This is a genomic window from Lactobacillus colini (assembly GCF_017874575.1).
GTDB lineage: Bacteria > Bacillota > Bacilli > Lactobacillales > Lactobacillaceae > Lactobacillus > Lactobacillus colini.
Genome location: NZ_JAGGLU010000017.1, coordinates 1 through 26,023, shown reverse-complemented (window position 1 = coordinate 26,023; position 26,023 = coordinate 1). Strand labels below are relative to the sequence as shown.

24 protein-coding genes and 2 pseudogenes are annotated in these 26,023 nt (G+C 31.4%); 18 read left to right on the top strand and 8 right to left on the bottom strand.

What is annotated here, in order from left to right; genetic code table 11:
* Positions 1-102: 102 nt before the first annotated feature.
* Positions 103-543 (top strand): annotated as a pseudogene (locus J2Z60_RS10235) (TMEM175 family protein); the annotation flags it as partial.
* Between the two features lie 71 nt (positions 544-614).
* Here the strand turns inward: J2Z60_RS10235 and J2Z60_RS10230 are convergent.
* Together J2Z60_RS10230 and J2Z60_RS10225 are read right to left on the bottom strand one after the other, a co-directional pair.
* A complete protein-coding gene (locus J2Z60_RS10230) occupies positions 615-1,052 on the bottom strand; it encodes a hypothetical protein (protein WP_209687603.1) in 438 nt (145 codons plus the stop codon).
* Positions 1,039-1,254 carry a helix-turn-helix transcriptional regulator gene (locus J2Z60_RS10225; protein ID WP_342590257.1) on the bottom strand — a complete coding sequence of 72 codons (216 nt, stop codon included), beginning with the start codon at positions 1,252-1,254 and terminating at the stop codon, positions 1,039-1,041. The genes J2Z60_RS10230 and J2Z60_RS10225 overlap by 14 nt, the downstream gene beginning before the upstream one ends.
* A 139-nt stretch (positions 1,255-1,393) precedes the next feature.
* On the opposite strand from J2Z60_RS10225, the gene J2Z60_RS10220 reads away from it, so the two are divergent.
* A complete protein-coding gene (locus J2Z60_RS10220) occupies positions 1,394-2,032 on the top strand; it encodes a ribonuclease H1 domain-containing protein (protein ID WP_209687601.1) in 639 nt (212 codons plus the stop codon).
* Positions 2,033-2,050: 18 nt separating this feature from the next.
* Here J2Z60_RS10220 and J2Z60_RS10215 read toward each other — a convergent pair whose 3' ends face one another.
* Both J2Z60_RS10215 and J2Z60_RS11030 read right to left on the bottom strand, forming a co-directional pair.
* Positions 2,051-3,313, bottom strand: a complete 1,263-nt coding sequence (locus J2Z60_RS10215) for a replication-associated recombination protein A (protein ID WP_209687600.1) — start codon at positions 3,311-3,313, stop codon at positions 2,051-2,053.
* Between the two features lie 60 nt (positions 3,314-3,373).
* Positions 3,374-3,838: a MarR family winged helix-turn-helix transcriptional regulator gene (locus J2Z60_RS11030; protein WP_342590256.1), complete on the bottom strand. Its 465-nt coding sequence runs from the start codon at positions 3,836-3,838 to the stop codon at positions 3,374-3,376.
* Between the two features lie 161 nt (positions 3,839-3,999).
* On the opposite strand from J2Z60_RS11030, the gene J2Z60_RS10205 reads away from it, so the two are divergent.
* From J2Z60_RS10205 to J2Z60_RS10195, 3 genes are read left to right on the top strand one after another with little or no spacing between them, the layout of a single operon-like run.
* Complete coding sequence (locus J2Z60_RS10205; RefSeq protein WP_209687599.1) at positions 4,000-5,919, top strand: beta-glucoside-specific PTS transporter subunit IIABC; 1,920 nt, start codon at positions 4,000-4,002, stop codon at positions 5,917-5,919.
* Between the two features lies 1 nt (position 5,920).
* Positions 5,921-7,294 (top strand): glycoside hydrolase family 1 protein, encoded by a 1,374-nt coding sequence (locus J2Z60_RS10200; RefSeq protein ID WP_209687598.1) that lies wholly within the window; start codon positions 5,921-5,923, stop codon positions 7,292-7,294.
* On the top strand, positions 7,294-7,566 hold the full coding sequence (locus tag J2Z60_RS10195) for an antibiotic biosynthesis monooxygenase (RefSeq protein WP_209687597.1): 273 nt from the start codon (positions 7,294-7,296) through the stop codon (positions 7,564-7,566). Before J2Z60_RS10200 ends, J2Z60_RS10195 begins: the two co-directional genes overlap by 1 nt.
* A 304-nt stretch (positions 7,567-7,870) precedes the next feature.
* On the opposite strand, the gene J2Z60_RS10190 is transcribed toward J2Z60_RS10195, so the two are convergent.
* Positions 7,871-8,788 (bottom strand): LysR family transcriptional regulator, encoded by a 918-nt coding sequence (locus tag J2Z60_RS10190; protein WP_209687596.1) that lies wholly within the window; start codon positions 8,786-8,788, stop codon positions 7,871-7,873.
* 119 nt (positions 8,789-8,907) lie between these two features.
* Between J2Z60_RS10190 and J2Z60_RS10185 the strand changes: the two genes are divergently transcribed.
* A complete protein-coding gene (locus tag J2Z60_RS10185; RefSeq protein WP_209687595.1) occupies positions 8,908-10,689 on the top strand; it encodes an FAD-binding protein in 1,782 nt (593 codons plus the stop codon).
* Positions 10,690-10,790: 101 nt separating this feature from the next.
* Here the strand turns inward: J2Z60_RS10185 and J2Z60_RS10180 are convergent.
* Positions 10,791-10,957, bottom strand: a pseudogene (locus J2Z60_RS10180) (dihydrofolate reductase); the annotation flags it as partial.
* A gap of 9 nt (positions 10,958-10,966) precedes the next feature.
* Between J2Z60_RS10180 and J2Z60_RS10175 the strand changes: the two are divergent.
* The 3 genes from J2Z60_RS10175 to J2Z60_RS10170 are packed head-to-tail and all read left to right on the top strand — an operon-like array spanning position 10,967 to position 12,162.
* Positions 10,967-11,236, top strand: a complete 270-nt coding sequence (locus tag J2Z60_RS10175; protein ID WP_245328802.1) for a ChbG/HpnK family deacetylase — start codon at positions 10,967-10,969, stop codon at positions 11,234-11,236.
* Positions 11,223-11,417 carry a type I restriction enzyme endonuclease domain-containing protein gene (locus tag J2Z60_RS11025; protein WP_281063427.1) on the top strand — a complete coding sequence of 65 codons (195 nt, stop codon included), beginning with the start codon at positions 11,223-11,225 and terminating at the stop codon, positions 11,415-11,417. The genes J2Z60_RS10175 and J2Z60_RS11025 overlap by 14 nt, the downstream gene beginning before the upstream one ends.
* A gap of 34 nt (positions 11,418-11,451) precedes the next feature.
* Positions 11,452-12,162 carry a DUF3387 domain-containing protein gene (locus J2Z60_RS10170; protein ID WP_281063426.1) on the top strand — a complete coding sequence of 237 codons (711 nt, stop codon included), beginning with the start codon at positions 11,452-11,454 and terminating at the stop codon, positions 12,160-12,162.
* A gap of 499 nt (positions 12,163-12,661) precedes the next feature.
* On the opposite strand, the gene J2Z60_RS10165 is transcribed toward J2Z60_RS10170, so the two are convergent.
* The gene (locus tag J2Z60_RS10165) at positions 12,662-13,576 is read right to left on the bottom strand and encodes a DUF805 domain-containing protein (RefSeq protein WP_209687593.1); all 915 of its coding nucleotides are present in this window, start codon (positions 13,574-13,576) and stop codon (positions 12,662-12,664) included.
* A gap of 166 nt (positions 13,577-13,742) precedes the next feature.
* Between J2Z60_RS10165 and J2Z60_RS10160 the strand changes: the two genes are divergently transcribed.
* From J2Z60_RS10160 to J2Z60_RS10120, 9 genes are all read left to right on the top strand, one after another.
* Entirely contained in the window at positions 13,743-14,228 is a 486-nt protein-coding gene (locus J2Z60_RS10160; protein WP_209687592.1) for a zeta toxin family protein, read from the top strand.
* 204 nt (positions 14,229-14,432) lie between these two features.
* Positions 14,433-15,620 (top strand): accessory Sec system protein translocase subunit SecY2, encoded by a 1,188-nt coding sequence (locus tag J2Z60_RS10155; protein ID WP_209687591.1) that lies wholly within the window; start codon positions 14,433-14,435, stop codon positions 15,618-15,620.
* Between the two features lie 2 nt (positions 15,621-15,622).
* On the top strand, positions 15,623-17,107 hold the full coding sequence (gene asp1 / locus J2Z60_RS10150) for an accessory Sec system protein Asp1 (protein ID WP_209687590.1): 1,485 nt from the start codon (positions 15,623-15,625) through the stop codon (positions 17,105-17,107).
* A gap of 11 nt (positions 17,108-17,118) precedes the next feature.
* Positions 17,119-18,624 (top strand): accessory Sec system protein Asp2, encoded by a 1,506-nt coding sequence (gene asp2, locus J2Z60_RS10145; RefSeq protein WP_209687589.1) that lies wholly within the window; start codon positions 17,119-17,121, stop codon positions 18,622-18,624.
* A gap of 2 nt (positions 18,625-18,626) precedes the next feature.
* The gene (gene asp3, locus J2Z60_RS10140; RefSeq protein WP_209687588.1) at positions 18,627-19,493 is read left to right on the top strand and encodes an accessory Sec system protein Asp3; all 867 of its coding nucleotides are present in this window, start codon (positions 18,627-18,629) and stop codon (positions 19,491-19,493) included.
* Between the two features lie 12 nt (positions 19,494-19,505).
* Positions 19,506-21,860: an accessory Sec system translocase SecA2 gene (secA2, locus tag J2Z60_RS10135; RefSeq protein ID WP_209687587.1), complete on the top strand. Its 2,355-nt coding sequence runs from the start codon at positions 19,506-19,508 to the stop codon at positions 21,858-21,860.
* A 20-nt stretch (positions 21,861-21,880) separates the two neighbouring features.
* Positions 21,881-23,413, top strand: a complete 1,533-nt coding sequence (gtfA, locus tag J2Z60_RS10130; RefSeq protein WP_209687586.1) for an accessory Sec system glycosyltransferase GtfA — start codon at positions 21,881-21,883, stop codon at positions 23,411-23,413.
* Complete coding sequence (gene gtfB / locus J2Z60_RS10125; RefSeq protein ID WP_209687585.1) at positions 23,406-24,737, top strand: accessory Sec system glycosylation chaperone GtfB; 1,332 nt, start codon at positions 23,406-23,408, stop codon at positions 24,735-24,737. Before gtfA ends, gtfB begins: the two co-directional genes overlap by 8 nt.
* 2 nt (positions 24,738-24,739) lie before the next feature.
* Positions 24,740-24,931, top strand: a complete 192-nt coding sequence (locus tag J2Z60_RS10120; RefSeq protein WP_209687584.1) for a hypothetical protein — start codon at positions 24,740-24,742, stop codon at positions 24,929-24,931.
* A 275-nt stretch (positions 24,932-25,206) separates the two neighbouring features.
* Here J2Z60_RS10120 and J2Z60_RS10115 read toward each other — a convergent pair.
* A partial coding sequence (locus J2Z60_RS10115; protein WP_281063425.1) for a hypothetical protein occupies positions 25,207-26,023 on the bottom strand: 817 nt, incomplete at its 5' end.

The following is a 26,023-nucleotide window of genomic DNA, read 5'->3' as shown; positions in this document are numbered from 1 at the left end:
AAGCGCTTCATCTTACTTTTATTTTAAGTAAAAATAAAAGTGCTAGGCAATTATTCCGTCGAATAACTACCTAACACTAAGTTAGTATGTTTTTTTGCTTATGCAATTTCATTTTTCTGGTTAGGATTAATGTGGGCAGACAACCATCGAGCTTTTCATAAAATTAATAAAATCAGCGATGGTACGGTTGCATGGACTTTAGTTATGTTGTTTTTTGCGTCATTCTTTCCGTATTCAACTAGCATAGTTGCTAGTGATTTTAGTAATTCAACAGCACAGGTATTCTATGGGATCATTATTATTTTGGTTTCACTAAGCAATATTGGAATATCCCATTCATTAAATAAAGCTGGCAATCAACATCAATTTGATGGTCTTTTTGACATGTCACGTCAATTAGTAGCAATTGATTTAGGAATTAAGTTAGTAGGTATGATTCTTTCACTAATACTTTTTCCACCGGCAACTATGTGGTCAATCTTTATTGCATCAGCAATGCTGATTATCTGGAACTCTATCCAAAAGAAACAATTCAATATTTAATGAATTTAATAAAAAAAAGATAGTACTGTTTAAACGAAGTTATAATTTCCGATTTAAATAGTACTGTCTTTTTAATTTTTACGATAGTTAACGATAGTGATAATTATTCTCAGAATAATACTTAAGTGAAAAAGTAATAGCAAAGTAACGCCGATAGCTAGGAGTGTTACCTGTAGATAATCATTGTGTGTAAAAAGCGATCCAATAATAGAAGTAAAACCAACTATTAAGATTATATTTTCTATAATGTTTAATACTTGGCTGCCAGTTTGCCGTTCAATCAATACATCTCTTTCATCATCTGCTTCAGGGTCATATTTTCCTAAACGCTTTAGTTTATGTATATTAGTTTGAAGAATTAAAAACATAATAATGATATATACGATGTCTTTAATTAGTCTGGCGATTGATTCTTTACCATGAATAGTATTCATAACTATTAAATAAGTGAAAAGTATGATTAATAGTAATGAAAAAATAATTGATAAAATAAGCTTAATCTTCTTCATTATCTACAAACTCCTTTAGACAGAATAATTCCTCAATATTTGTATCAAAAAGTTGGGCAAGTTTGTAAGCTAATACAATTGAGGGCTTATATTTTTCTTTTTCAATAGAAATAATTGTTCTCTCAGTTACTCGAACTGCCTCGGCAACTTGTCGCTGTGTCATGTGATGCTTTTTACGTAATTGTCTGACTAGATTTTTAATTTTAAGTCATCTCCATAAATATGAAACTAACTTCATGAAGTATATTTCATATTATATATGAAAAATTATAAGGAAACAATAAAAATAAGTTATGATAACTGCTACAATTAAATAATAAGCTTTAGAAAAGAGATAAATTATGATACAAGATAAAAAATATTATGCAATTTATACAGGTGAGGGCGATGGTCTTGTTATTCATAGTACTTGGAACAATATTGAATCAGCTGTTAATGAACTGATGAAGAAGAATTCTCAAGCTAAGTATTATGCTTTTAATAATGAAGATGATGCAAAGAGCTTTGCTAAACATGGTTTCAGTGAAAAAGACAAGGAGCTTTTATTAGAAAATCTACGCTTAAATCGTAAAATAAATACCGAAATATCACAACTAGATGATAATAAGGCTATCGCATTCATTGCTGGAAGCTATACTAAGCGTGAAGATCAAGTGGGATATGGAGCCTTAATCTTTACGGACAAGGGCTCAATAATGCCTAAAGAATTATGTGGTATTGTAAATAATTCTCAAGTTAAAGCCATAATCGCCGGAGAACTTGAAGCTGCTAAACAAGTAATTACTTGGGCGATGACTAATAAGAAAAAAGAGATTGACATTTATTATAATAATGACAATCTCAATATTAAGAATTTACTTAACCAATTTTCTCAAAGTATAAATGTTCATTTTGTTCAAGTTAATGGTCACCATATTACTCATGACAATGAAGCAAGACACCTAGCTAGGTCAGGAGCTCAAGGCATTGAAAAGAAATAAAAAATTATAATGCAATATTTACGATTTATAATCTTCGCCATAAATGTACCGATGCAACTTTAAATATTGCTCGGCAAGTTTATGTTCATTTTTGTTATCTTTAGGATAATAGTAACGTTTGCCTTCTAAGCCTTTAGGCATATAATTTTGGCTTGCAATTTGATGAGGAGAAGTGAAGGGATTATGGATCAATCCACCGCCAGTAATCTCTTCAGAATGTTTGTAATGCATGTCACGCAATCCTCTAGGCATGGGATGTTGACTAGGGTGGTTACTATCTTCGTCCAATCGTTCCCAAATGTCATCAAAGGATCCTGATTTAGGGGAAATGCACATTAACATAGTTGCAAACATTAGTGGATATTTAGCCTTCGGCATACCAATTTTTTCTGCTTGATTAGCGGCAGTAACAATTTGGGTAACTTGCTGAGGATTGGCTAAGCCGATATAAGTATAAGGGATTTCACGAAGGCGACGAACTACAGAAGCTAGGTCGCCATTTTTTAATAAAACAGCTAGATAGTATAAGGCTGCGTCGGTATCTGAACCAGCCATAGAATCAGAATATGCAGCCAGGTAGTCATAATGCTTGGTTGCTTTTTTGTCATAGCTAAAATATTGATGTTTAACAAACTTTTTAATCTCGTTGACCGTAATTGTTTCAGGGTTGATTGCGTGTATCGTTTCTAAAATATTCAGCGCAACCCTTAAATCTCCATCAGCACTTGCGGCAATCATCTCAATTGCCTTATCTTCTACTTTGTTTTTTGACAAGTTAAATTGATTGTGAATAGCACGCTTGAGAACAGTACTAATCTCATTGTCACTTAAAGCTTTAAATTCAAATATTTGGCAACGCGATCTAACAGCAGGAACAATTGACATAATTGGATTTTCTGTTGTTGCACCAACTAGTAAGATATGACCATTTTCTAAATATGGTAATAAAAAATCTTGCAAAGTCTTTGTCATTCGATGTATCTCATCAATAAGTAAAACAAAAGTTTGGTATGGGTAAGTGTTAATAATTTGAGTAAGTTTAGCTTTATTATCAATTGAAGCATTGAAAGTTGCTAGTGGAAAGTTATTCTCTCTGGCAATTATTTGGGCAAAACTGGATTTGCCCGTACCTGGAGGACCCCATAATATTAAGGATACATTGAGGTGCTTATCGATAATTTGCCGTAATGGTTGATTATGACCAAGTAATTCTTGCTGGCCAACTATTTGAGATAAATTATGTGGCCGCATTTTTTCGGCAAGAGGTGTTTGAAATGTCATTGTGCGCCGTCCTTTTATAAGATAATTTAAAGTGGGCTATTTTTTATTGGTAGTAGACAACTAATGTTTCTTTTTTAGGAAATTTATAATTTTATTTGAAATTCTAGTAAACTCGGTAATTTCTTCTTTAGTAAGTATACTTGCATAAATGGCTTCTACCTCAGTATAGATAGATAAACATTTGGGATATAGATTTTTACCTTCAGTTGTTAAATTTAAAGCATATACACGCTTATCTAAATTGCTGCGCTCTTTGATAATTAGACCTTTCTTGATCATAGATTTTAATGAAATAGTCATAGTTGGGTTAGTTACTCCAAATGCAATTTCAAGGTCTTTTTGCTTAATGATATCTTTTGAATTTGGATTATTGAATAAATAAATAATTATTAAAGCTTGAATATTACTTAAGTTATATGGCTTAAGTCGTTCGTTGATAAGATTAAAATCTGCTTTATCCATATTATGAATAAGGCGTGAAATACTTAAATTGGTTGTGCTTAAAACTATATTTTCGTTAGACACATTTATCCTCCTTTATATAGTGTACTATTTATATTTTTATTTTAGCATAATAGCAAAATATATTGTAATAATAGAAGATAATTTTTGTTTATTGACATATTTAATTATATAGTATACTATGTAATTATAAAAATGAAAGCGTTTAATCAGGAGGAAAAATAATGGCAAAAAGTTATACAACTTTAGCCACTAATATAGTTAAATTCGTTGGTGGTAAAGGTAATATAAATAGCGTATTTCATTGTGCAACACGCCTTAGATTTCAGCTAAAAGACATTGATATTGCTAAAAGCAATACCGAAAAGATCAAAAGTCTTTATGGAGTTTTAGATGTCGTTGTTCAAAATGGTCAATATCAAATTGTTATTGGGCCCAATGTTGGGGATGTATTTGAATTTGTTCAAAAAGAAGTTGGAGAAATCTCCTCAACTGATACTTCCAATAAAAATGAACAAAAATCTAAATTTGATCGGTTCTTTGAAATAGTTTCTGGACTTTTTACGCCTGTTGTTCCCGTATTAATGGCGTCAGGTATGATGGGAGCTGTACTGGTTATTTTAAATTTATTAGGTTGGCTGCCTCAAAATAGTTCAACATACCATCTGTTAGATGTTGTATATCAAGCTGGATTTTATTTTTTACCATTTTTTATAGCTGCTTCATCTGCTAAAGTATTCAAAGCTAACAGATACTTGGCTATGTTATTAGCGGGTATTATGCTATATCCACAATTATTTAGTTTTAAAGGTAAATTATTACTACTTAATCTAGCTGTTCCTAAAATGGACTATGGAAAAAGTGTACTATCAGTAATTCTGGGTGTTTGGCTATTATCTTATATTGAAAGAACATCTGATAAATTCATGCCAGATATTGTCAAATCGTTTATGACACCATTGATTACTATGGCTATTATGCTACCTGTTCAATTAATTGTTATTGGACCTCTAGGTGCAGAAGTTGCTAATTATTTATCTGTCGGTGTTCAATGGATGGGGGATAATTTAGGATTCTTTGCAGTTGGTATCTTGGCTTTCTTTACACCGTTAATGATTGCCACAGGAACTCATTCATTTGCATTTCCAGTAATTGTAGCTACTATAACTTCATTAGGCTATGATCAGTTATTAATGCCAAGCATGGTTGCTGAAAATCTGGCTATGGCTGGGGCAGCCATGGGTATTGCGCTTATTTCAAATGATAAAAGCAAAAAATCTAATGCAATTTCAGCCTCTGTAACAGCACTATTAGGTATTTCTGAACCTGCAATGTATGGTTTTGTTATTCCTTCAGGATACGGCTTTATTGGCGCTATGCTAGGTGGATTAGTAGGAGGAATTTTTGGCGGAATATTCAAGTTTAAAATGTATATGATTGCCTCTTCAAGTTTAATTGGTATTCCAGCAATGTTTGGAAAAAATTCTGGTTACGGTAATGTTATAGTTGGTTGTATTGAGATAATTATTTCATTTATATGTGCTATGTTCTTTACTATGGTATTAAGCAAATCAAAATTTAGCATAAATTCATTTATCAATAGACACAAAAAGGATAAAAAAGTACAAAAACAAGAGCTAGAGGCGTCCCAAAGTAGTAATACTCCAGTCGCTTTAGCCTCTACTACTGTAGTTAGTCCGCTAGAAGGGCAGTTGATAAGATTATCAGAAGTTGATGATCAAGTTTTTGCTTCAGGTGCTATGGGTAAAGGATGTGCTGTTGAGCCTAGTGAAGGGCTAGTTAAATCACCAGTAAATGGTATGGTTGTTTTAACTTATAAAACTGGTCATGCAATAGGATTAAAATCTGAAGATGGTGCCGAAATATTAATCCATATAGGTATGGACACCGTGAATTTAAACGGTAAGGGATTTAAAGTACTTGCTAAAGAAAATCAAAAAGTACAAATTGGTGATCCTTTAGTTGAAGTTGACTGGAATCTAGTAAAAAAGTCGGGATATAAAATTACTACTTCAGTAATTATTACTAACTCTGATCAATATAAAGAAATTAAAGTAATGAATTTCGGTAAAGTACATACAGGACAAGAAATATTAGAATTAAATCAGAAGGAGGATGAGTAAATTGAATGAAAAATTTCTGTGGGGCGGATCAACGTCTGCATTCCAATTTGAAGGAGGGGGAACAGAATATAACAAAGGAAAAAGTATTTATGATATTAGAGAAGAAAAAACAGGCGTAAAATACTCCATTGCTTCAGATTTTTATCATCATTATAAAGAGGACATTAAACTGATGCATGAAATGGGATTCAAGGCATTTAGAATGTCAATTGCTTGGACGCGTATTTATCCGAACGGCTATGAAGATAATCCGAATGAAAAAGGAATTCAGTTTTATAAAAGAATCTTCCAGGAACTGAAAAAATATAATATAGAGCCAGTAGTAACCCTATTTCATTGGGATATGCCTGAGTATTTAGTTATGAAATATGATGGATTCAAATCGAGAAAAACAGTTGAATGCTTTATCAAGTATGCAAAGACTTGTTTTGAACAATTCGGTGATTTAGTAAAATACTGGTTAACACTAAATGAAAATAATTTAAGTATGTTAATACCTTGGATGTATATTTATGATAAAGATAGATATAAAAATAGTAATACTCAGCAACTAGCATGGGATTGCTATTATAACTCATTACTTTGCCATTTTAATGCAGTAAAACTTTGTCATGAAATAATTCCTGAAGCCAAAATTGGGAATATGACCGCATCAGCATTAGCTTATCCTCTAACACCAAAACCAGAGGACATCTTAGCAACTGATCAACATAATCAAGAAACTATGTGGGATGATTTAGATATATTAACTACTGGTGTAATTAATTCTAGCTTCATTGATAGAATGAAAGACAAAAATATAACTATTACGTTAAATAAAGATGATGCCAAATTAATGGTAGACCCTAAATCTAAAATTGACTTTATTTCATTTAGTTATTACTACAGCTTGTGTATTCAAGATAAAACTAATATTAAAAATAGTAATGCGGAAACAATGCAAATGCTGTATGCAGGTTTCTATAATCCTTATCTTAAGAAAACAGATTTTGGATGGCAGATTGATCCAATAGGTATCAGAATATTTATGAATATGACATATAATAAATATCACTTACCATTGATGGTTGTTGAGAATGGTATGGGAACTGAGAATGAAATTTTAACTTCCGATTACAGAATTCATGATGACTATCGAATAGATTATTTGAGATCACATATCAGAGCTGTTAAAGAAACTGTCGATATTGATCATATTCCAGTTTGGGGTTACTTACCATGGGGATGCATTGATCTACTTAGTGCAAGTGGTAATTATAAAAAAAGATATGGTTTTATATATGTGGACTTTGAACATAAGCTTGAGCGCTATAAGAAGGATAGTTTCTATTGGTATAAAAATGTTATAGCATCAAATGGAAAGGAATTAGGTTAATGTATCTACAATTCGTTACTAATAAAGTTAAAGATAAAGAGAAGTACATTAGCGCTGCAAAGATATTTGTACAAGATTTAATTAAAGTAAATGGATGCATTTCGGCTGATGTTTATCAAGTTGAGGGAAAGAATAACGAAGTCGTAATTGCTTCTCAATGGATAAATAAAGATCGCATGTATTCAACAGAGGCTGAGGCAACATTTTTGAATAATAAGCATAATTTGAAAACTTATTTCATTAGTAATGAAACGACTATTTTGGTAAATTAAGATTCAAATTTATTAATTATTTCTAAGCTAAGAGCATAATTTAAGGCGGATAGACTAATCTTGGTCGATTCGCTTTCTTTATTTTGAATACTATCGAACTTAGGATTGTATTGTATATGGATGAATTGCTAACCGATTGCTTTATACATAGTGTTATCACGAATGATTGTAATTTATTTTATGATAAATATTCGCGATTTTAGCTTTCACCATATACCATGTTTGGCACATTCAAAAGAGCTAAGTCATTAGACTTAGCCCTAATATTAGGATGTTATACTTAAAAAAATATGTATAAAAAATATTAAAATAGAGAATTACTTTTTAGAAACTCACATATCTTTTGAGCTATTTTTTTGACAAATCCATGTGAGTTTTCTAAATATGAAATTCCTATACTTAATTGGAGTAAGTTTTCTGGAATATAGATAGCCTTAATCTTAGCATTATATTTCTTGGCTATCTCGTCGGCTATATTTCGTGGAGCAATTGTTGAACCATAACCTTTAACAGCTAATTTGATTGCTGCAATAGAATTTTCAACTTTAATTATTTTATGAATTTTGATTTCGTGCTCAGTAAAGAAATTATCAACCATAGCTTGAAAAAAAGAATCATCCGTTAAACTAATGAATGGAAGATTATCTATAAATTTTAAATCTTGACTATGCAAAATATTTGATTTTATTTCATAAGGTAATAAATTTTCTGGAGTTATAAGATATAATTCTGATTGAGTTATATAAGTCGAAACAATATCTTTATTTGTTAAAAATTTGCCAATAAATAAATCGATGCTATGATTTAATAATTCTTTCTGAGCTAGATTAGTAGTTCGTTCGTAAAATGAGAAAGTAATATTTGGGAATTCTTTTAAGAGAAATTCTAATAAAAAATCTGCGCTAGTTTCTAACCATGGTTGATTAATTGCTACCTTAAGCTGAAAATCTTCAGTTTTTTGGTAAGGTAATAAGTCATACTGAAGTTCATTGCGAGTTTCAATAATTTTTCGTAGATTATTGAGAACTATTTCACCTGCTTGAGTAAGTCTAATAGGATTTTCTTTTCTGTGTATGAGGGTCGTGTTATATTTTTTCTCAGCATTTTTTATCGTTCTACTTATATAGGGCTGACTAATAAATAACTTATTAGCTAAATCACTGATGGTATTACATTCTTGAATTGAATTTAAAATATCGTAAAGTATTTTTTCTTTGCTCATAATATTTATGCCTTATCTGTTATAAATTTCTTACTAAAAAGGTATTGTACTTAATGTGAATTTTAGCACATAATGTAAGCGATAACAAAACTGGTATTAACAAGAAAGGGTAATTTATTATGTCAGAGAAAATTAATTGGAAGGCAAATTATGATGTTGTCGTACTAGGATTCGGTGGTGCAGGAGCCACAGCTGCTAGATTTGCAGCAGATAATGATGCCAAAGTATTACTTATAGATATTGCACCTTATGGTCATGAAGGTGGCAATACACGCTATTCTGCTCAACTTATAGGTACAGGATATGATAAAAAAGAATTGAAAAAGTATTATAAAGGCTTAACATATCCAATGGATTTACCAGAGGATATGATTGATATTTATATTGAAGGAATGTTGAATACTCCTGAATATGTTAAAAAATATTTAGATGCTGAGCCTGTAAGCTTTATGAAAGATTTTGATATGCCATATGATGCTAAAGCTGCAGCATGTCAAGAATATCCTAACTTAGATGGACATGAAACTTATGATTATACCATGGTACATAATGGTTGGTTTGATGCTGCATTATGGAAGATTTTACGTCAAAAAGTCTTGGATAGAAGCGATAAAATTGATGTATGGTATGAAGCTCGTGCAATGCACTTGATCCAAGATCCAGAAACAAAAATCATTAAAGGTGTAGAGATTATAAAAGACGGTCAAAAGATTGATGTTTTAGCTAAAAAAGGTGTAGTTCTTACAACAGGTGGCTTTGAAAATAATAAAGGAATGATTCAAAATTACCTTGGGGCACCAAAACTTTCTCCATTGGGTACTATCTATAACAAAGGCGATGGTGTTCGAATGGCAGAAGAAGTCGGTGCAAAATTATGGCATATGTGGAACTATGAAGCATTAGGAATGCTTCATGGATTATCATTTGATACTCTTGAAGGTGAACGATCTCAATTGTTCTTAGGATGGCCTGAAATTAATAATGGTAGTATCTTTATGGTTGCTGATGATGGCATGAGATACTTTGATGAGTCTGAGGGCAATCGTCATGGTCATATATTTGATCATAGTCAATGGAGAATTCCTAAGACACAAGAAAAGCCATATCTAATTTTCGATGAAGCTCAATTTAAAGACATGAAAAAAGATGCAGATCTTTATTCTAATGTTAAAGATCGTATTATTAAAGCAGATTCGATTGAAAGACTTGCAGATGTTACAGGTCTTAATGAAAAAGGCTTGAAGAAACAGATTCGTATCTTTAACCAAGCAATTGAAAATGGTGAGGATATCCAATTTGGACGCTCAACTGATACAATGCGTGAGTTTGGTGATGGGCCATACTACGCAATTAAGATGGCATACAATGTCCTTAATACTCAAGGTGGGCCTGAAAGAAATATAAAGGCTGAAATTCTTGATACTGATGAAAAACCTATTCCACACTTGTACGGAGCAGGTGAACTAGGTGGTATTTGTGCTAACCAATATCAAGGTGGTGGTAATTTAGCCGAATGTCTTATTTTCGGTAAGATTGCGGGTGAACAAGCTGCAACTGTTACTGACGTTGTATCTGAAGAAGCTTCAGATCAGTACAATGGTATTAATGAATTAGTTGATGGAAATAAAGTTGAAGATATAAAATTAGCTAATAATCAAACACTTGGCTCTTCTGATGCAGGTATTGGTGGTAAACTTGTTGTTCGTGTAACTCGTGATGGTAATAAGATTACGAATGTTGAAGTTGTTCAAGACCATGAGAGTGAAGATATTGGTAAAAAAGCTTTAGAAGAAGTGCCTAAGCGAATTGTAGAAGCTAATTCAACGGATGTAGATGCTGTTTCTGGTGCTTCTGCGACTAGTCGTGCAATTAAAGAAGCTGTAGAAAAAGCTTTGAAGTAGCGATAATAAAAATAGTAATGCATTGTTCTATAAAGAAATGCATTACTATTTTTTTGACTAATTTTATTCTAAATATTTATTGTGATAAGTGAATTCTTATTTTAGTTAATTTGATTAATTGCCTGACCATTTTTGAAGAAGGCTAAAATATTTTCACAATCTTCTTTTGATAAATTGTATCTGACAACATGGGTAACTGAGCCAACGTGTGGTGTCATAATCACACGACCAGTTCTTGTTTAGGATGCGGCTCATTCTCAAAGACATCATATATGGGATGCATACAGATATCACTAATGGTAAGCCAGTTTTACCAGTTGAAAAGATTCCTTCGTTGGTAGACGAGAACGGTAATTTTCATCGTTCAAAAATATATCGTGCTAATTATGGTAACCCAGATGTCATTGACCTAGATGAAGTAGTAGCAGAAATTGATGCACAGTATCACCACTTCTTGGAGTTAGTTGGTAGAAAAACTGACTATTTTGAAGGCCATGCTGTGATGAGTGATAACTTTATCAAAGGATTACACATTGTACGGCATTGATTATTCTGGGTATAATTCAAATGATCGAAAAGAGAGAATAAAGGCTATTACTAAAGTAGCTAACGAAATATTAACCGAAAATGATGAAACTCAGCAAAAATTCTGCGATGTTGTAACTCAAATGCAAAAGGTCTTTGCATTAGTATCTATTTTTTTCAGAAGCCAAAGATATTTCTTCTGAAATGGCATTTTTCGTTACTGTTAAAGTATTTATTATGAAAATTAAAAATCCACCTGATAAAAAAGGAAAAGGTGGGCATACAAATTGTGAAGTCAAGTATGTTATTAGGCAATTTATGAATCAATCGATTATTGCTGAACCGCATGTAGATATTTATAAAGATTTAGGCTTAGAAAATCAAAATACCGATATAATTTCAGATAATTTTTTGAAAAAGATGCAAAAAATGCCTGAAAAGAATGTAGCCATTCAAATCTTAGAACAACTGCTTCAAGGTAAAATCAAAGCTTTTCAACGAAAAAATCTTGTTAAAGGCAAGAAATTTAATGAAATGCTTCAAGATGCCATTAATAAATACAATACTCGTGGAATTACCAGCGAATTAGTAATTAGAAAATTAATTGAAATGGCCAAAGAATTAAATAAAGAGCAAGAAAAGGGGAAGGATTTAGGCTTATCCGATGAAGAAATTGCTTTTTATGATGCTTTAGCTAACCACGAAAAAGCTATCCAAGTATTAGGAGAAGAAAAACTCCATCTTATTGCCGCTGAATTAGTTAAAATCATCAAAGAAGAAGCAGGCGTAGATTGGGAACATCGTAAAAATATCCAAGCAAAGATGAGACTAGCTGTTAAACATTTGTTAAGAAAGTATGGCTATCCACCAGATATTGCACCTGCAGCAGTAACAACTGTTGTTGAGCAAGCTGAAAAATTAGCTACTGTACAAAATGAATTGCCCTAAAATTTACGCTACATCCTGAAGCTATGGTGCAAGCGTCTAATAACAAAATAACCCGATTCTAGCATAACTAGGACCGGTTTTTTAGACAGCTTGTTAGTGAACGGTTACAATACTATCAAAGGCATTGCTTGATTTTTAATAGTGAAATACATGTCTACAATAAATTTTTACATAAAGTATAAAATAGTATAAAAATAATAGCAAAGTATAAAATAGTATAAAACAGTATAAAAATAAATAGGAAGTATAAAGGAGATTATTTACTTATTCCTGAACCTTTAGCCGATTTATGCATTCCCTATATAATTAAAAAGATAGATTTAAAGTTAACCGCAAATTACGGATTTTACATAAGGTCTAGCAATATTTCGATGATTAGTAGGGTTAGAAATTTCTTTAATATTTCTTCATATTCTGATTAATGCAATTAAAAAAGCGGTAGATTTTGAAGTCTATCGCTTTTGTTCGTTTGAATTAATTGTTACGTAAACAGTTAATCTTACTTCTTTGTGTTAAATAAATAACCATTCCATTTAACTTCGTTTTTAGTAGTTGGGTGGAATAATAAGAAGTTAAGAATAATATATCCTAGACCTGGTATTAATGAAATCCAGAACCAACCACCAGAAAAGCCTGCATCATGCAAGCGACGCACAGTGTGACCTAGATCTGCTAAGAACATCCAGATACACAATACTAATAATACCAAAATAGCAACTATTAACACACCAAGCCCAACTTCAGGCTCTAATGATAGTACATAAAGCTTCCTAATTGATCCAAATGCTCCATAACTAAAGGCTAAAATGAATAATGAAACAATATTACCAGCAGCGTTAGAGATAGCTGATCCTACCCAAAAGGAAGTTCTAGTTGAACGAGCATCCCACTTAAAGCAATCGAAGAAGTGCTCTTTTACAATTTGAGTAATTGGCGGAGTAGGAACATCACTTGCTACTTCACCAGTATAATCACCATATGGTTTAGCATCAGTGAATAAATATTGGTTCCACTTAACTGCTACTTGAGCCGAAGGCTGTAAGTATAAATACAATAAAAAGAAACTCCCGATAGAAAGTATCCCAACCCAGTACCAATATCCACTATAATTAACATCATGCAAACGACGCACAGTTTGACCTAATCCTGATAAAAATAGCCAAATAAGAACTAAGATCGCTACAGTAATATTAATTGGCTTTAATTGATTATTAAAAGTAAAGAGAAAAGAGCATAATAATGAAATAATTATATTAGTTAAGAAGCTAATCCAATACGATTTTCTTGTAGTACGGTAGTTCCACTTAAAGGGATGCAAATAAGCTTCACTTAAAATCTGTCCTAGGCTTTCTTTAGGTGGTAAGGGGTAGCTTTTGTCATACGGTTTGATAAAGTAATATTTTTCTTCAGTCATAATCAATTCCTCCTACTCTTAATTTTAACACAACACTTTTGCCAACCAAGCTATTGTAAGAATTGAAATTATTAATATAGTGCAGTTAAATCTGCATTAGTTATAGTTTGAAATGAATTGTATAATGTAACTATACATAGAAGTTTTATAAGGTCAATAATTAGATATGAAATCAGTATTAATAATAATTAGGGGAAATTCCGGAAGTGGCAAGACGTTTTTGTCGAATAGATTACAGAAACATTTTGGTTATCAGAATTGTTTAGTACTTCATCAAGACGTAATTAGACGAGATATTTTACATGCTGGTGATCGTATTGGTACTTTAGCCGTCGGCTTGATTGAAATTATGGTGGAATATGGGTTAAAAAATTATCCAATTGTAATTTTAGAAGGAATTTTGAGAAAAGATGTCTATGGACAAATGCTGCATAAATTAGTATTTGAAAATAAGAGCTTGGTTTATTATTTGGATATTCCTTTTGAAAAGACACTACAAAGAGATCAGTTAAAGAAGAGTCCATTTGGTAGCAAGAAGCTTGAGTCTTGGTGGCGTAAACAAGATTATTTAGATAAAGATGATATTATTTTAAATGATGAACAAGCTGATAATTGGTATGAACAAATACTTGATGATATTAAAAATTCGTAGATTTCTAAGTCTACGAATTTTTTCATTTAGATGATTTCAGATATATTTTGAGTCGTTGACCACAAGATTATTTATACTCCTTTAGGAAATTTCTCTAAGTCAGCGGGTTAGATTTAATTTAGAAGCCTAGACAAACCCACATTAGTTATAGTTTGAAATGAATTGTATAATGTAACTATACATACAATTTACTGAGGATAATAAATGAAAAAACAAACAGATCTAAAGCGCCTGCTTAACCGCTTTTTTATTGCATTGATAATTACTTTTACTTACATATTAGGGATTCATATTCCTATTCCATTAGCGGAAATAACTAAGCATTATCAAGATATTTTGAATAATACTTCTTTATCAATGATTAGTGGAATCAGCGGCACTAATTTACAAAAGATATCCATTTTTTCAGTTGGTCTTAGCCCCTTTATGATTGCTATCTTAATCATTCAGCTTACAAGTTTAATTAAGGGGTTTAATTTTGAAGCGTTAGCTACTAACCATATCCAAGTGGTTCAACAGCTTTTGGTATTAGTATTATCAATTGTACAGGCAACAACATTTAGCTTAATACTGTTTAAAATAAATAGTCTTATTAAATTAATGACTGTAGTTTTAATTTTGACTACTGGTAGTTTATTGGTTACTTGGCTATGCATAATGAATGTGAAGCATGGAATAGGTGGTCCAGGCCCAATAATTATAATTAACATCTTTTGGGGATTTACACCTTATTTATCTAAATACAGATTATTTTTTACGCAATTAGCTAATGGACAACTATGGTTAAGTATAACAATAATAATTAGTTTAGTACTAATAAGCTTTACTGTTGCTTTTGCCTATGCCTATTATCCCTTAAAAATAATTAATACAAATCTTCTTAGTACTGATAAGCAAGTTACTATACCTATCGGTTTAAATATTGGTGGTATGATGACCTATATGATAGGAATAGCAGTACTAACATTCCCAGTAATTATAATTTCTTATTTACCTAAAGACTCGATTTTTAATAATATTTGTATCAAAATAGCAGTCTGCTTTGTCTTAGCGATTATCTTATTTTATTTATTCGCGTATATTCAATTTGATCCTTATGAAGAAGCCAAGCAATTAAGGGATAACAATAGCTATATATTGAATATTCGTCCAGGTAAACCGACCCAAGTTTATTTGAGAAGATTACTAACTAAGGTAGCTCTACCAGGTGCTATCATTACTGCACTGGAGCTTACTTTAGGAATTGTGGGAACAAGGTCTTTAAGTAAATATGGTATTTTTTCTGCTATACCAATGAATATAAGTATGATTTGCTTTTTTATTATTGGTATAAAGGATCAAGTTACCATTCTTCTGTACGATCTTAGATATGACAAATTAACGGAGGATTAACCATGGAATATTTAATTCCGGCTTGGCATAGTCAGCTAAAAGATTGGAGCATCACTATCCCACAGATAGAAATTTATGATGGTGTGAATTTCTTGCATGTATTAAAAAATAGTGGCAGAAAGGTCGGCTTAGTTCTGACAGATTACCAGCCACAAGCCTTTGCTAAGATATCTAATTCATCTGTTAATTTAGATAGCTATATTTCAATTTTTGATTATTTACAAGGTGTTGAAAATTTTTCAGCCAGAACACTTGATTACCGCGATTTTAATTGGCCTAAGAATGTGACTTTTGACTATACTAGCTTTGTAATCTTAGTCTACTTAAAAAATGACCTAATCGCTCGTGTAATTCTAGATACAAATGGTAGGGTACTTTTCGTCGAATATTATAATCATGGACAAATAACTAAAAAGCTAACTATTGATAGTCGTGGGTTTATTTCATCAGAAGAATCAGATAAAGACATCCGATTCTTTGATCCTGTAGGTTATTGGCGATTCTTAGTTGATAAACAAACTAACCAGGTAAAAATTAATCCTCAATTTTCTTATTTTAACAAGCAAAGCTATGATAGCTTGCAAGAGTTGTTAAATGAAGTTATGCAGGAAAAATTCTTAAAAAAAATAAAAAAGACAGACCATTTGATAGTTACTTTAGATGATGACAGTACGATTTCATATCAAAATTATGCAGATTTTTCACCCATATATGTATTAAATAAACGGCATCCCTACCAAAGAAGTATTCAGCAAGTTATAACAGGTCAAATTATAGTCCCTGCCCAAGCCGATATTAAAACAGTTACAAATTTATTAACTAATAACTTGCCAGTTAGCATGATGCCAAGTTATCCTACTCAAGTTACTTTAGGTCATAGTCAGCGATTGAATAGACAAATAATTGCTGTGTTCGCAGAATATATGAATTATCGTGAACTGAAGCAAGTTGCTGAAATGTTATATCAAAGGTTGATTGCACGGCCAAAAGATGAGGGGCTGCAATTCTTAACTTATTCTATAGAACAAGAAACTCTTGTTCAACAAGTTATTGCAGAATTAAAACAAGCTCATGACGGAAGTTTCTTAATTGAAGGCAACATCAAAGTTAAATCTGAAAATCAAATCGAAATGGAAGATGATTTACCTATCATTTATTTAAAAAATACCAGATTAACCAGCTTAAATGATCTAGTTAAAACTTTTGACAAGCTTAGGGTTTTAATTAATTGGAATCAGAGTGATGATTTAATTGAAACAGCTGCAATAGGGGCAGGTATCCCACGATTACAAAACTTTGAATCATTTTCTCTGGTAAATTATAAAAATGGTGAAATATTCCACAGCATAGAAGAATTGAATCATGGTCTTGATGATTACTTACACAATCTAGATAAATGGAATCAAGCATTGGTATACAATGTTGAATTACTTAATCGTTACTCAGAAGAAAATTTAATTCAAAAATGGGATAAATTATTGAAATAGAAGTATAAAAAATGAAAATTTTACAATTAGGAAAAGAAAATTGGAAAGATAAATACCAAATTCCAGTTGGTATTGATTGGCATTATAATGATTTTCCAGATAACGTTACAAATAATGAAAAAGATAGTCTTTATGCTGGAGTAATAATTTCCGAAAAAATAGAATTGTCATCAGAAAATTGGAAAAAGCTGCAGTGGTTAGTCAATCCGCGGTGTGTTCTCTACAATGATTCTATTTATGACCAGCTTTCTAAAGATGCACAAATCTTTTTGAAATATCAATTGGCTGAAAAAATTACTGAGGATCCCCAAATATTAATCAATCATTTATTAGTCCGTTATTATACTAAACAATCAGGAATAAGAATATTACCAGCTGATTTGGCATTAAATGAGGAAATTGCAAGCGAGTTTGAGTATGCTGATAGTGGTCACATGCGTTTAGAGATTGATACACAGGGCGATTGGGCTAATTTAGGAAGCTATCGTAATGTTCTATATGTTGATCCAAACAAGTTATTGGATTTATGGTTAGAATTTAAAGCTAATGATATTCAATTAAGACTAAAAATATTTATTAATTATAACAGTGAGATACATGAATACACTTTACCACTTCATTCAATTAAGGAGACCACATTTGATTTACCAATTAGTTCAAAGGAGAGATTTGGGTGTATTACAGTTGAAGCTAAAGGAAAAGGAAAGTTAGAATATGGCATCTTGCATGCTCGATGGTCAAGAGATAATAAAGGGATATTATTGGTTGGAGGTAAGCGAATTGTAAATCCTCAAAATCGTGAAGAGATTGTTTATTATTTTAATCCCGGAGATTTAAAACCACCATTAAATATTTATTTTGCAGGTGCAAATGAACTAGAAAGGTTTGAAGCCTATGAAACCTTTAGAAATTTTCATTCCCCCAGTCTTTTATTTGCGGATATGCGACTAACAATAGGAGAATTTTACGATGATTATGATGGCTTTATGGGACAACAGATCATTGCTAAAATAACAGAAACTTTAGACAATCTATCTTTTGGTAGATCGCAATTAATTATTAATGGAATTTCAATGGGAAGTTATGCCGCTTTAAAATATGGACCACTTTTAAAGCCTTACATGATTAATGTATCTAAGCCTATTACTAACTTAGGATTGATTGCTTTAAGAACTAGGCTGCATAGGCCAAAAATATTTGATACTATCTTTGATATTGATTATCAAATTAATCATGATATTAGCAAAAATGGTCTTGAACAGATGGACAAAGCATTCTGGGATAAGTTTAATAACTATGATTTATCAGAAACTAGGCTTTTTGTTTCTTATATGAAGAATGATGATTATGATAATAAGACTATAACTAATTTAAAGAGCTCTATAGCTATTAAGAAAGCGCGTCAAGTCACCTATAAGGGCTTTATGGGGCGGCATAATGATGATTATGATGTTATAGGCTGGTTTTTATCACGTTTAGGTCAAGTTATTCGTGAAGATTTTAATAGAGAGATTTAATTATGCAAGCAGCAATCAGTCATATTTATTGGCATTCACTCAAAAATACTTATATGTATGGTAGTAAAGTCAAAAAATATACTAATAATTATCTAGATTTTGAAAATAATCTAATGTCATCTGGTCAAATAATAGTAAGTTGGAAATCTAGTCAGAATTATCAGCTGACTAAAGAAGTCCCGTCTTTACCAATTTTACTTAATGGGCATGATTACAAAATAGCCGTTAAAGCAGATGTTGTTCCAAAAGACAGTTTAATTTATGAATTAAGCTTTTTTGACCAACAAGACAATCAGATTAAACACATTGCATTTCAATCTTCTTTAAAAACTTTTACTTATCCAGCTAATGCCAGATCATATCAATTATCTCTAATCAATGGTGGCTGTGAGAAAATCTTTTTTAAAAAAATCGAAATTACTAGCGCGAATGTTCCTGACCAAGCGTTTGATGATGTTTATTTTGATTATTCAACTTTAAATCTTGATCGTCAAAATCTTATTTTAATTCAAGATGGGAAAAGAAGCAGAGAGGTTAAAAATATAAATTTCAAAGGACAGACTGCAGCTATAGCATATGTCGATTGGCAAGCAACAGAAAAATTGTCGCGTATAATCAAAACATGGTTTAGTCAAAATAAAATCAAAAATGCGATAATTTTTAGCACTAATCTTAAGATAGATAAGGCAATAACAGACTTAGACATAAAGAATAGTGATTTAAAAATAATAACTTCTACTGATTTATACTTGAATATAGATTCAACACCTAAAAAACATCAATGGTTAAAAAGAGAGGTTTATGACCCAGACTGGCTAATGATTGCTAGCCAAATTAATAAGTATCTTGCTGGAAATTTGATTGAGTAATAGGAAATAAGAATGTTATCCGATAAATTGCAATTGTATAAAATAAATAAAATCCTAAAAAGAATAAATCAATTATCTCCTAAAATGAAGCAGATGAGTGATTCAGATTTAAAAAAGCAGACTGCTAAATTTAAAACCATGCTTAGCCAAGGCGAAAATCTTGATGATATTTTGATAGAGGCTTTTGCAACGGTTAGAGAGGTTGATTATCGAGTATTAGGGATGTTTCCTTATGATGTGCAAGTTATGGGAGCAATTGCATTAAGTAAAGGGTTTATTGCAGAAATGAAAACAGGAGAAGGCAAAACTCTAACTGCAACTATGCCTTTATATTTGAATGCATTAACTGGCCAGGGAGCTATGTTAGTCACAACCAATGATTATTTAGCTCAAAGAGATGGGGACTTATTAAGACCAGTTTATGAGAATTTAGATTTAACAGTCAGTATCGCTGTGTCTGACAAAAATCAAAATGTTTCTTCTAGTCAAAAAAGGCAATGGTATAACTCAGATATTGTTTATACTACAGCTAGTTCTTTAGCTTTTGATTATTTGTTTAATAATTTAATTACAGATAAAGAGGATCAATATATGCGTCCATTCAATTATGCTGTAATTGATGAAGTGGATGATGTATTGTTAGATCAAGCTGAAATGCCTTTAATAGTTGCAAGCAAAAATAATTTGCAATCAAACTTATATGAATTAACTGATACTTTTGTCAATTTTTTAAAGCAAGATCGAGATTATATTTTTAAAGATAATAAACGTTTAGTTTGGTTAACCTATTATGGTGTAAAAAAAGCTGAAAAGTACTTTAGAATTGAGAATTTATTTAGTGCAGATAATCGTGAATTATATCGTCATATTATTTTAGCTTTAAAGGCTCATTATTGCATGGTAAATAGAAGAGACTATGCAGTAATAAGGGGTAAAGTCGTATTATTTGATGAGCGAAATGGTCGTTTACAAAAAGGAGTTCAAATTAGTACGGGGCTGCACCAAGCAATAGAAACTAAAGAAAAAGTTTCATTGTCACCAACCAAAAAATCTGCAGCTACAATAACTTTCCCTGGCTTGTTTAATCTTTTTAATAAAATCGCTGGAATGAGTGGGACCGCTAAAACGAACGAAGAGGAGTTTCTTAATACATATAACATGAAAGTTATATGTATACCTACTAATAAGCCCATTATTAGAAAGAACTATCGTGCTAAAGTTTTCCTAACTACATCGGATAAATTACTGGCAGCTATTAAAAAAACAATCTCTCTTCATGAAACTGGCAGACCAGTCTTGCTAGTTACTGGCTCTGTTGAAAATTCAGAGATTGTTTCTGAGCTATTGCTTAATTATGGTGTTGCCAATAATGTTTTAAATGCTTTCAATATACCATATGAAGCTAAGATAATTGCCAATGCTGGTAAACGTGGAGCAGTTACAATAGCGACTAATATGGCAGGTCGAGGAACTGATATTAAATTAAGCTCTGATGTCAAAAAGTTAGGTGGCTTAGCAGTTATTGGAACTGAGATGCTTTCTAAACGAATGCAGCTTCAATTATCTGGACGTGCAGGGCGACAAGGTGATCCAGGCAGCAGTCAATTTTATATATCCTTAGAAGATGATTATGTTGCTAAGGATAGTACTTTTAAGTTCAAAAAAGGATATCGCCGTCTTTTTAACGCTAAGAAAAAAGGAAAAAAGATAATTCAACTTCATAGCCCCTTAATTAAATTAAGTTTGAAATTGCTACAAGAAAGAATAGAAGAGAAAGCAGCCATGACCAGAATGGTAACTAATTTAAATGCTAAGTGTTTAGGAAAGCAAAGAGAATTATTTTATATATGGCGAAATAATATTATCAAAACTAAAAATTTAGAAAATGAAGTTGCAGATTTAATCGACCAAGTAATTGATATCTATCTTAAACAAACAGATAATTGGGATGCTGGTAAGATAAAGGATTTAGTCAATAATCACATTACATATCAAGCTGTCGATATTCCTGAAATAACTAATACCCAAGATGCTAAAAAAGTCATAACTAAAATCAGTCAACAAGTACTTGAAAAAAAGAAAAAGAAATTAATTAATAATCAACAATTGAACAAGTTCTATCATCAAGTCTATTTACATACGATGGATATTCTTTGGACTGATCAAGTTTACTATATGGAAAGATTACCTATCTATACTAATTACTGGCAGGTATCAGGTCATCCATCTGAATATATTTATCAAAAGTGGGCTTATGAATCATTCCTTACATTTGAGAGCAAATTAAAACAAAAAATTGCGGAGGAAATTTTACTTAGCACTATTTATATTGATAAAAAGAACAATATAATTGTGGAGTTTGTATAAATTCTAGAAAGGAACTCTTAATGACAGTTTACAATGTCAATTTAGGTATTGGCTGGGCTAGTAGCGGTGTCGAATACGCTCAAAAGTATAGAAATGATATTTTTAAAAGAATAAACATTGATGCCAAATTTATTTTTTCTGATTTAATTTTAGCTAACAATATCGAAGCTTTAACTCACAATATGGGATTTGATGATCAAGAAATTATCTGGCTGTATAATTTTTTTACTGATGTTAAGATTGCACCATGTTCTTATACTTTAAATAAATTGGAAAAAGATCTTGATTTAAATAATAAAGAGCATACTAAGACCTTTGTTAATCAACAAGTAGTTTATGAATTAAAAAATGAACAGCTGACAATTGTAGTTCGTTTAGCTGATAAGCGTAAAGAAATATTAGATCAGGTTACCTATATGCGAAATAACAAGCTGCTTAAGCGGGACTTTTATTCATATACTAAGTACGCTTGTGAATATTATGTAGGAACAGCTGATAATTATGTCGTAAATAGGGAATTTTATAATGAAAATGGGAGTGTTGCCTATACTCAATATTTAGACAAGGGCAAGGAAATGTTCGAATTTCCGAACCAAATAATCTTTTATTCTAAAAGTGATCTCTATCGAGAAATGCTAAAAAGATTAAATCTTGGCCAGAATGATCAAATTATCATTGATCGGATAGATGAAGACAAAAACTTGATTAATGGTCAGATCATTTTGGAAAATCATGGTGCTGCTAAAATATTCGTCGTTGTTCATGCTGATCATTATTCTAAAGAATTTACTAATCAGCATCATATCCTCTGGAATAATTACTATGAATATCAGTTTAATAATAGTAGTGAAATAGATACCTACATTGTTGCTACTCCAATGCAGAAAAAAATACTTGCTAAGCAGTTAAAACAATATTATGGAATAAATGCGCGCATTATCTGTATTCCTGTCGGTAATCTAGCCAAGTTAACCGCTCCTGATCCGCAATTAAAGCGTTATAGTCTAATTACGGCTTCCCGCTTAGCCTCAGAAAAACATATTGATTGGATTATTCAGGCAGTAGTTAAAGCAAAAAAAATGATCCCTGAATTAAGCTTTGATATTTATGGTGAGGGAAATAAAAAGGCTGCTCTGCAAGAATTAATCAACACTAACCAAGCACAAGATTATATTAAGTTAAAGGGACAACAGGATTTATCTAAAGTATATTCAAAATATGATGGTTATATAGCTGCTTCAACAAGTGAGGGGTTTGGACTAAGCTTGATGGAAGCAGTAGGAAGTGGTTTACCAATGATTGGATATGATGTTCCTTATGGAAATCCCACTTTTATAGACAATAACAAGAATGGCTTTTTATTACCATATAATAATGATTGGTCTTCAGATAAAAAAATTAGTATTTTAAGCGAAGCAATAGTTAAGCTTTTTACTAAGGATAATCACGAAATGGTTGAATTTAGGAAGCATTCTTATGAAATTGCCCAGAATTATTTATTAGATAAAATTGCAACTAAGTGGCAAAAAGAATTGGAGCCTAATAATGATTAACTTATTTGAAAATTTTGATCGTGACACGTTGGATCTATTAAGATCGCAAAAAACAGCAGGTTTCAATATTCCAACAGTAGTTATTAATGATGATGGTTTTCTACCTAAAGATGTTACTTCCCCCATTAATCATTACTGTGAATTTGACAACATTGAAAATCCATTATATTTTGATAAGCTACCTGTACCTAAATTTTGGCGCATAGAAGCAACTGCACAATCTGGAATTATATATGATATTGATCGTAGAAGAGCTGATATTTATTTCCACAAAGTTGATAATAGCCGTTTGGTTAAACAAGTTAATTGGTTGGATGAGTCAGGAAAGATAGCCTGGAGCGATCATTATAATCATAGCGGACAAAAATATGCTAAAACTATTTACTACAACGGTAATCCAGTGTTAAAAAAATTTTTTAATAAGGCTGGTAAGGTAGTAATTATAGAGCATTTAGTAAGTGGTGATATTGATTTATATGAAAATCACCAACAGATTCATTTTAATGATATAGTCGATTTTATTATTTATTATTTGAAAAGTAATAACTATCAATTAGATCATATTCTTTATAATAACTTGAATGTACCCTTTAGAGTATCTATTCGTCTAGATCAACCTGGAAGAGACACGCTATTTTGGCATGAAAGTTGGCAACCTGAAATGCCGGGAAACATGCAATATATTATTAATAATTCAACTAGAACTAAGCACATAATAATTCAGAGATATCGTGATTGGACGAAGACTAAAGAATTGGTCAAACTTAATCAACAGAATGTTGATTTTCATTACTTAGGGATGATTTATCCGCATCCACGTGGTAATAGGTTAAGTTCAAATGCATTAATAACGACTAATTCTGATCAAATTGAACATTTGGATGAGATATTACAGGCAATGCCAAATTTGCACTTTAATATAGTAGCAACTACACAAATGTCAGATAAATTACTAGCTTATGCTAAATATAGTAATGTCGACTTATATCCAGTTGCTTCTTATCAAAAGATCAAAAATTTATTGTCAGATTGTGATGTTCTTTTTGATATTAATCATGGTCCAGAATTATTAGATACTGTTAGAGCTGCTTTTGAACAAAACATGTTAATTGTCAGTTTTAAAGATACGATCCATAGTCCACGCTACATATCTCCTGGAAATATTTTTGATACTAAAGAGATTACACAAATGGAGCAAAAAATAACTACTGCATTAAATAGTGTGGAAGTAATGAAGAAAATAATTGATACACAAAGAATAGATGCTAGTGAAGTAACAATTGATCAATATAAAAGAACATTAAAAATAATTAGTAAAACATAAAGATGAAAGATCAGCAATTCAATAATAAAAATTTAGTTGAAAAACACGCTATAAATCGTTTAGTCAAAGTCGAAGAAGAGCATCAAAAAGCATATAGAAAAGAAAATACACATCCTCTTAGTAGATTATTGTTTAGCTTTATCTCAGGGATAATATTAATTATTATTCTGTTATCAATTTATTATTTTAAGTGATAATAAATTGTTGTTTTGGTGTTATCATAGTTATAAAGATATAATTATTGATTAACTTGAGATTAAAAAGGCCTAATTATGAGAAAAAATAAAACGAAAAATACAAACAAGAAGCTCAGGTATTTAGATCCTGATGCATTAGAAGAAAAAGATTATAGAAAATATATAAAGGATATTAGTATTATGGCCGCTGCTTTTGGGGCTGGAACAGTAGGTATGAAATATACTACTAATCGAGTTCAAGCTGCAGATATTACTAATTCTCAGGATACTTCTCAAGTAGTTGGTTCAGTATCAAATACTAACAAAATAAGTGAAAATACTGAATCAATAAGTAATTCAAATTCAACTTCTACTTCAAGTAATTCTACAAGTACGGATAAGGAACAGGTTAATTTACGAGCAACAGCTGATAATGAACTTAACCAATCAGAAAATGCCTCGACTTCTATAAGTGTAAGTAAATTAAGTAGTGTGTCCACATCCTTAAGGGAGAGTGAATCAGAGTCCAGATTATCAGAATCATTGAGCTTGAGTACTTCAACCAGTGAAAGCACATCCAATTTACTAAGTGCATCTACATTTGTAAGTGTAAGTAATTCAATCAGTGTCTCAGCTTCAAGATTATCAGAGTCATTAAGTTTGAGTACTTCAACGAGTGATAGTATCTCAACCTCAGTAAGTGCTTCAAGATTATCAGAATCATTAAGCTTGAGTACTTCAACCAGTAAAAGTGTCTCAGCTTCAGTGAGTGCTTCAAGATTATCAGAGTCGTTGAGCTTGAGTACTTCAACCAGTGAAAGCACATCCAACTCACTAAGTGCATCTACATTTGTAAGTGTAAGTAATTCAATCAGTGTCTCAGCTTCAAGATTGTCAGAATCATTGAGCTTAAGCGCTTCAACGAGTGATAGTATCTCAACCTCAGTAAGTGCTTCAAGATTATCAGAATCATTAAGCTTGAGCACTTCAACAAGCAAAAGTACATCTACTTCTATAAGTGCAAGCAATTCAATCAGTGTATCTGCATCTGTAAGTGAAAGTGCTTCCGCCTCAAGATTATCAGAATCATTAAGTTTGAGTACTTCAACT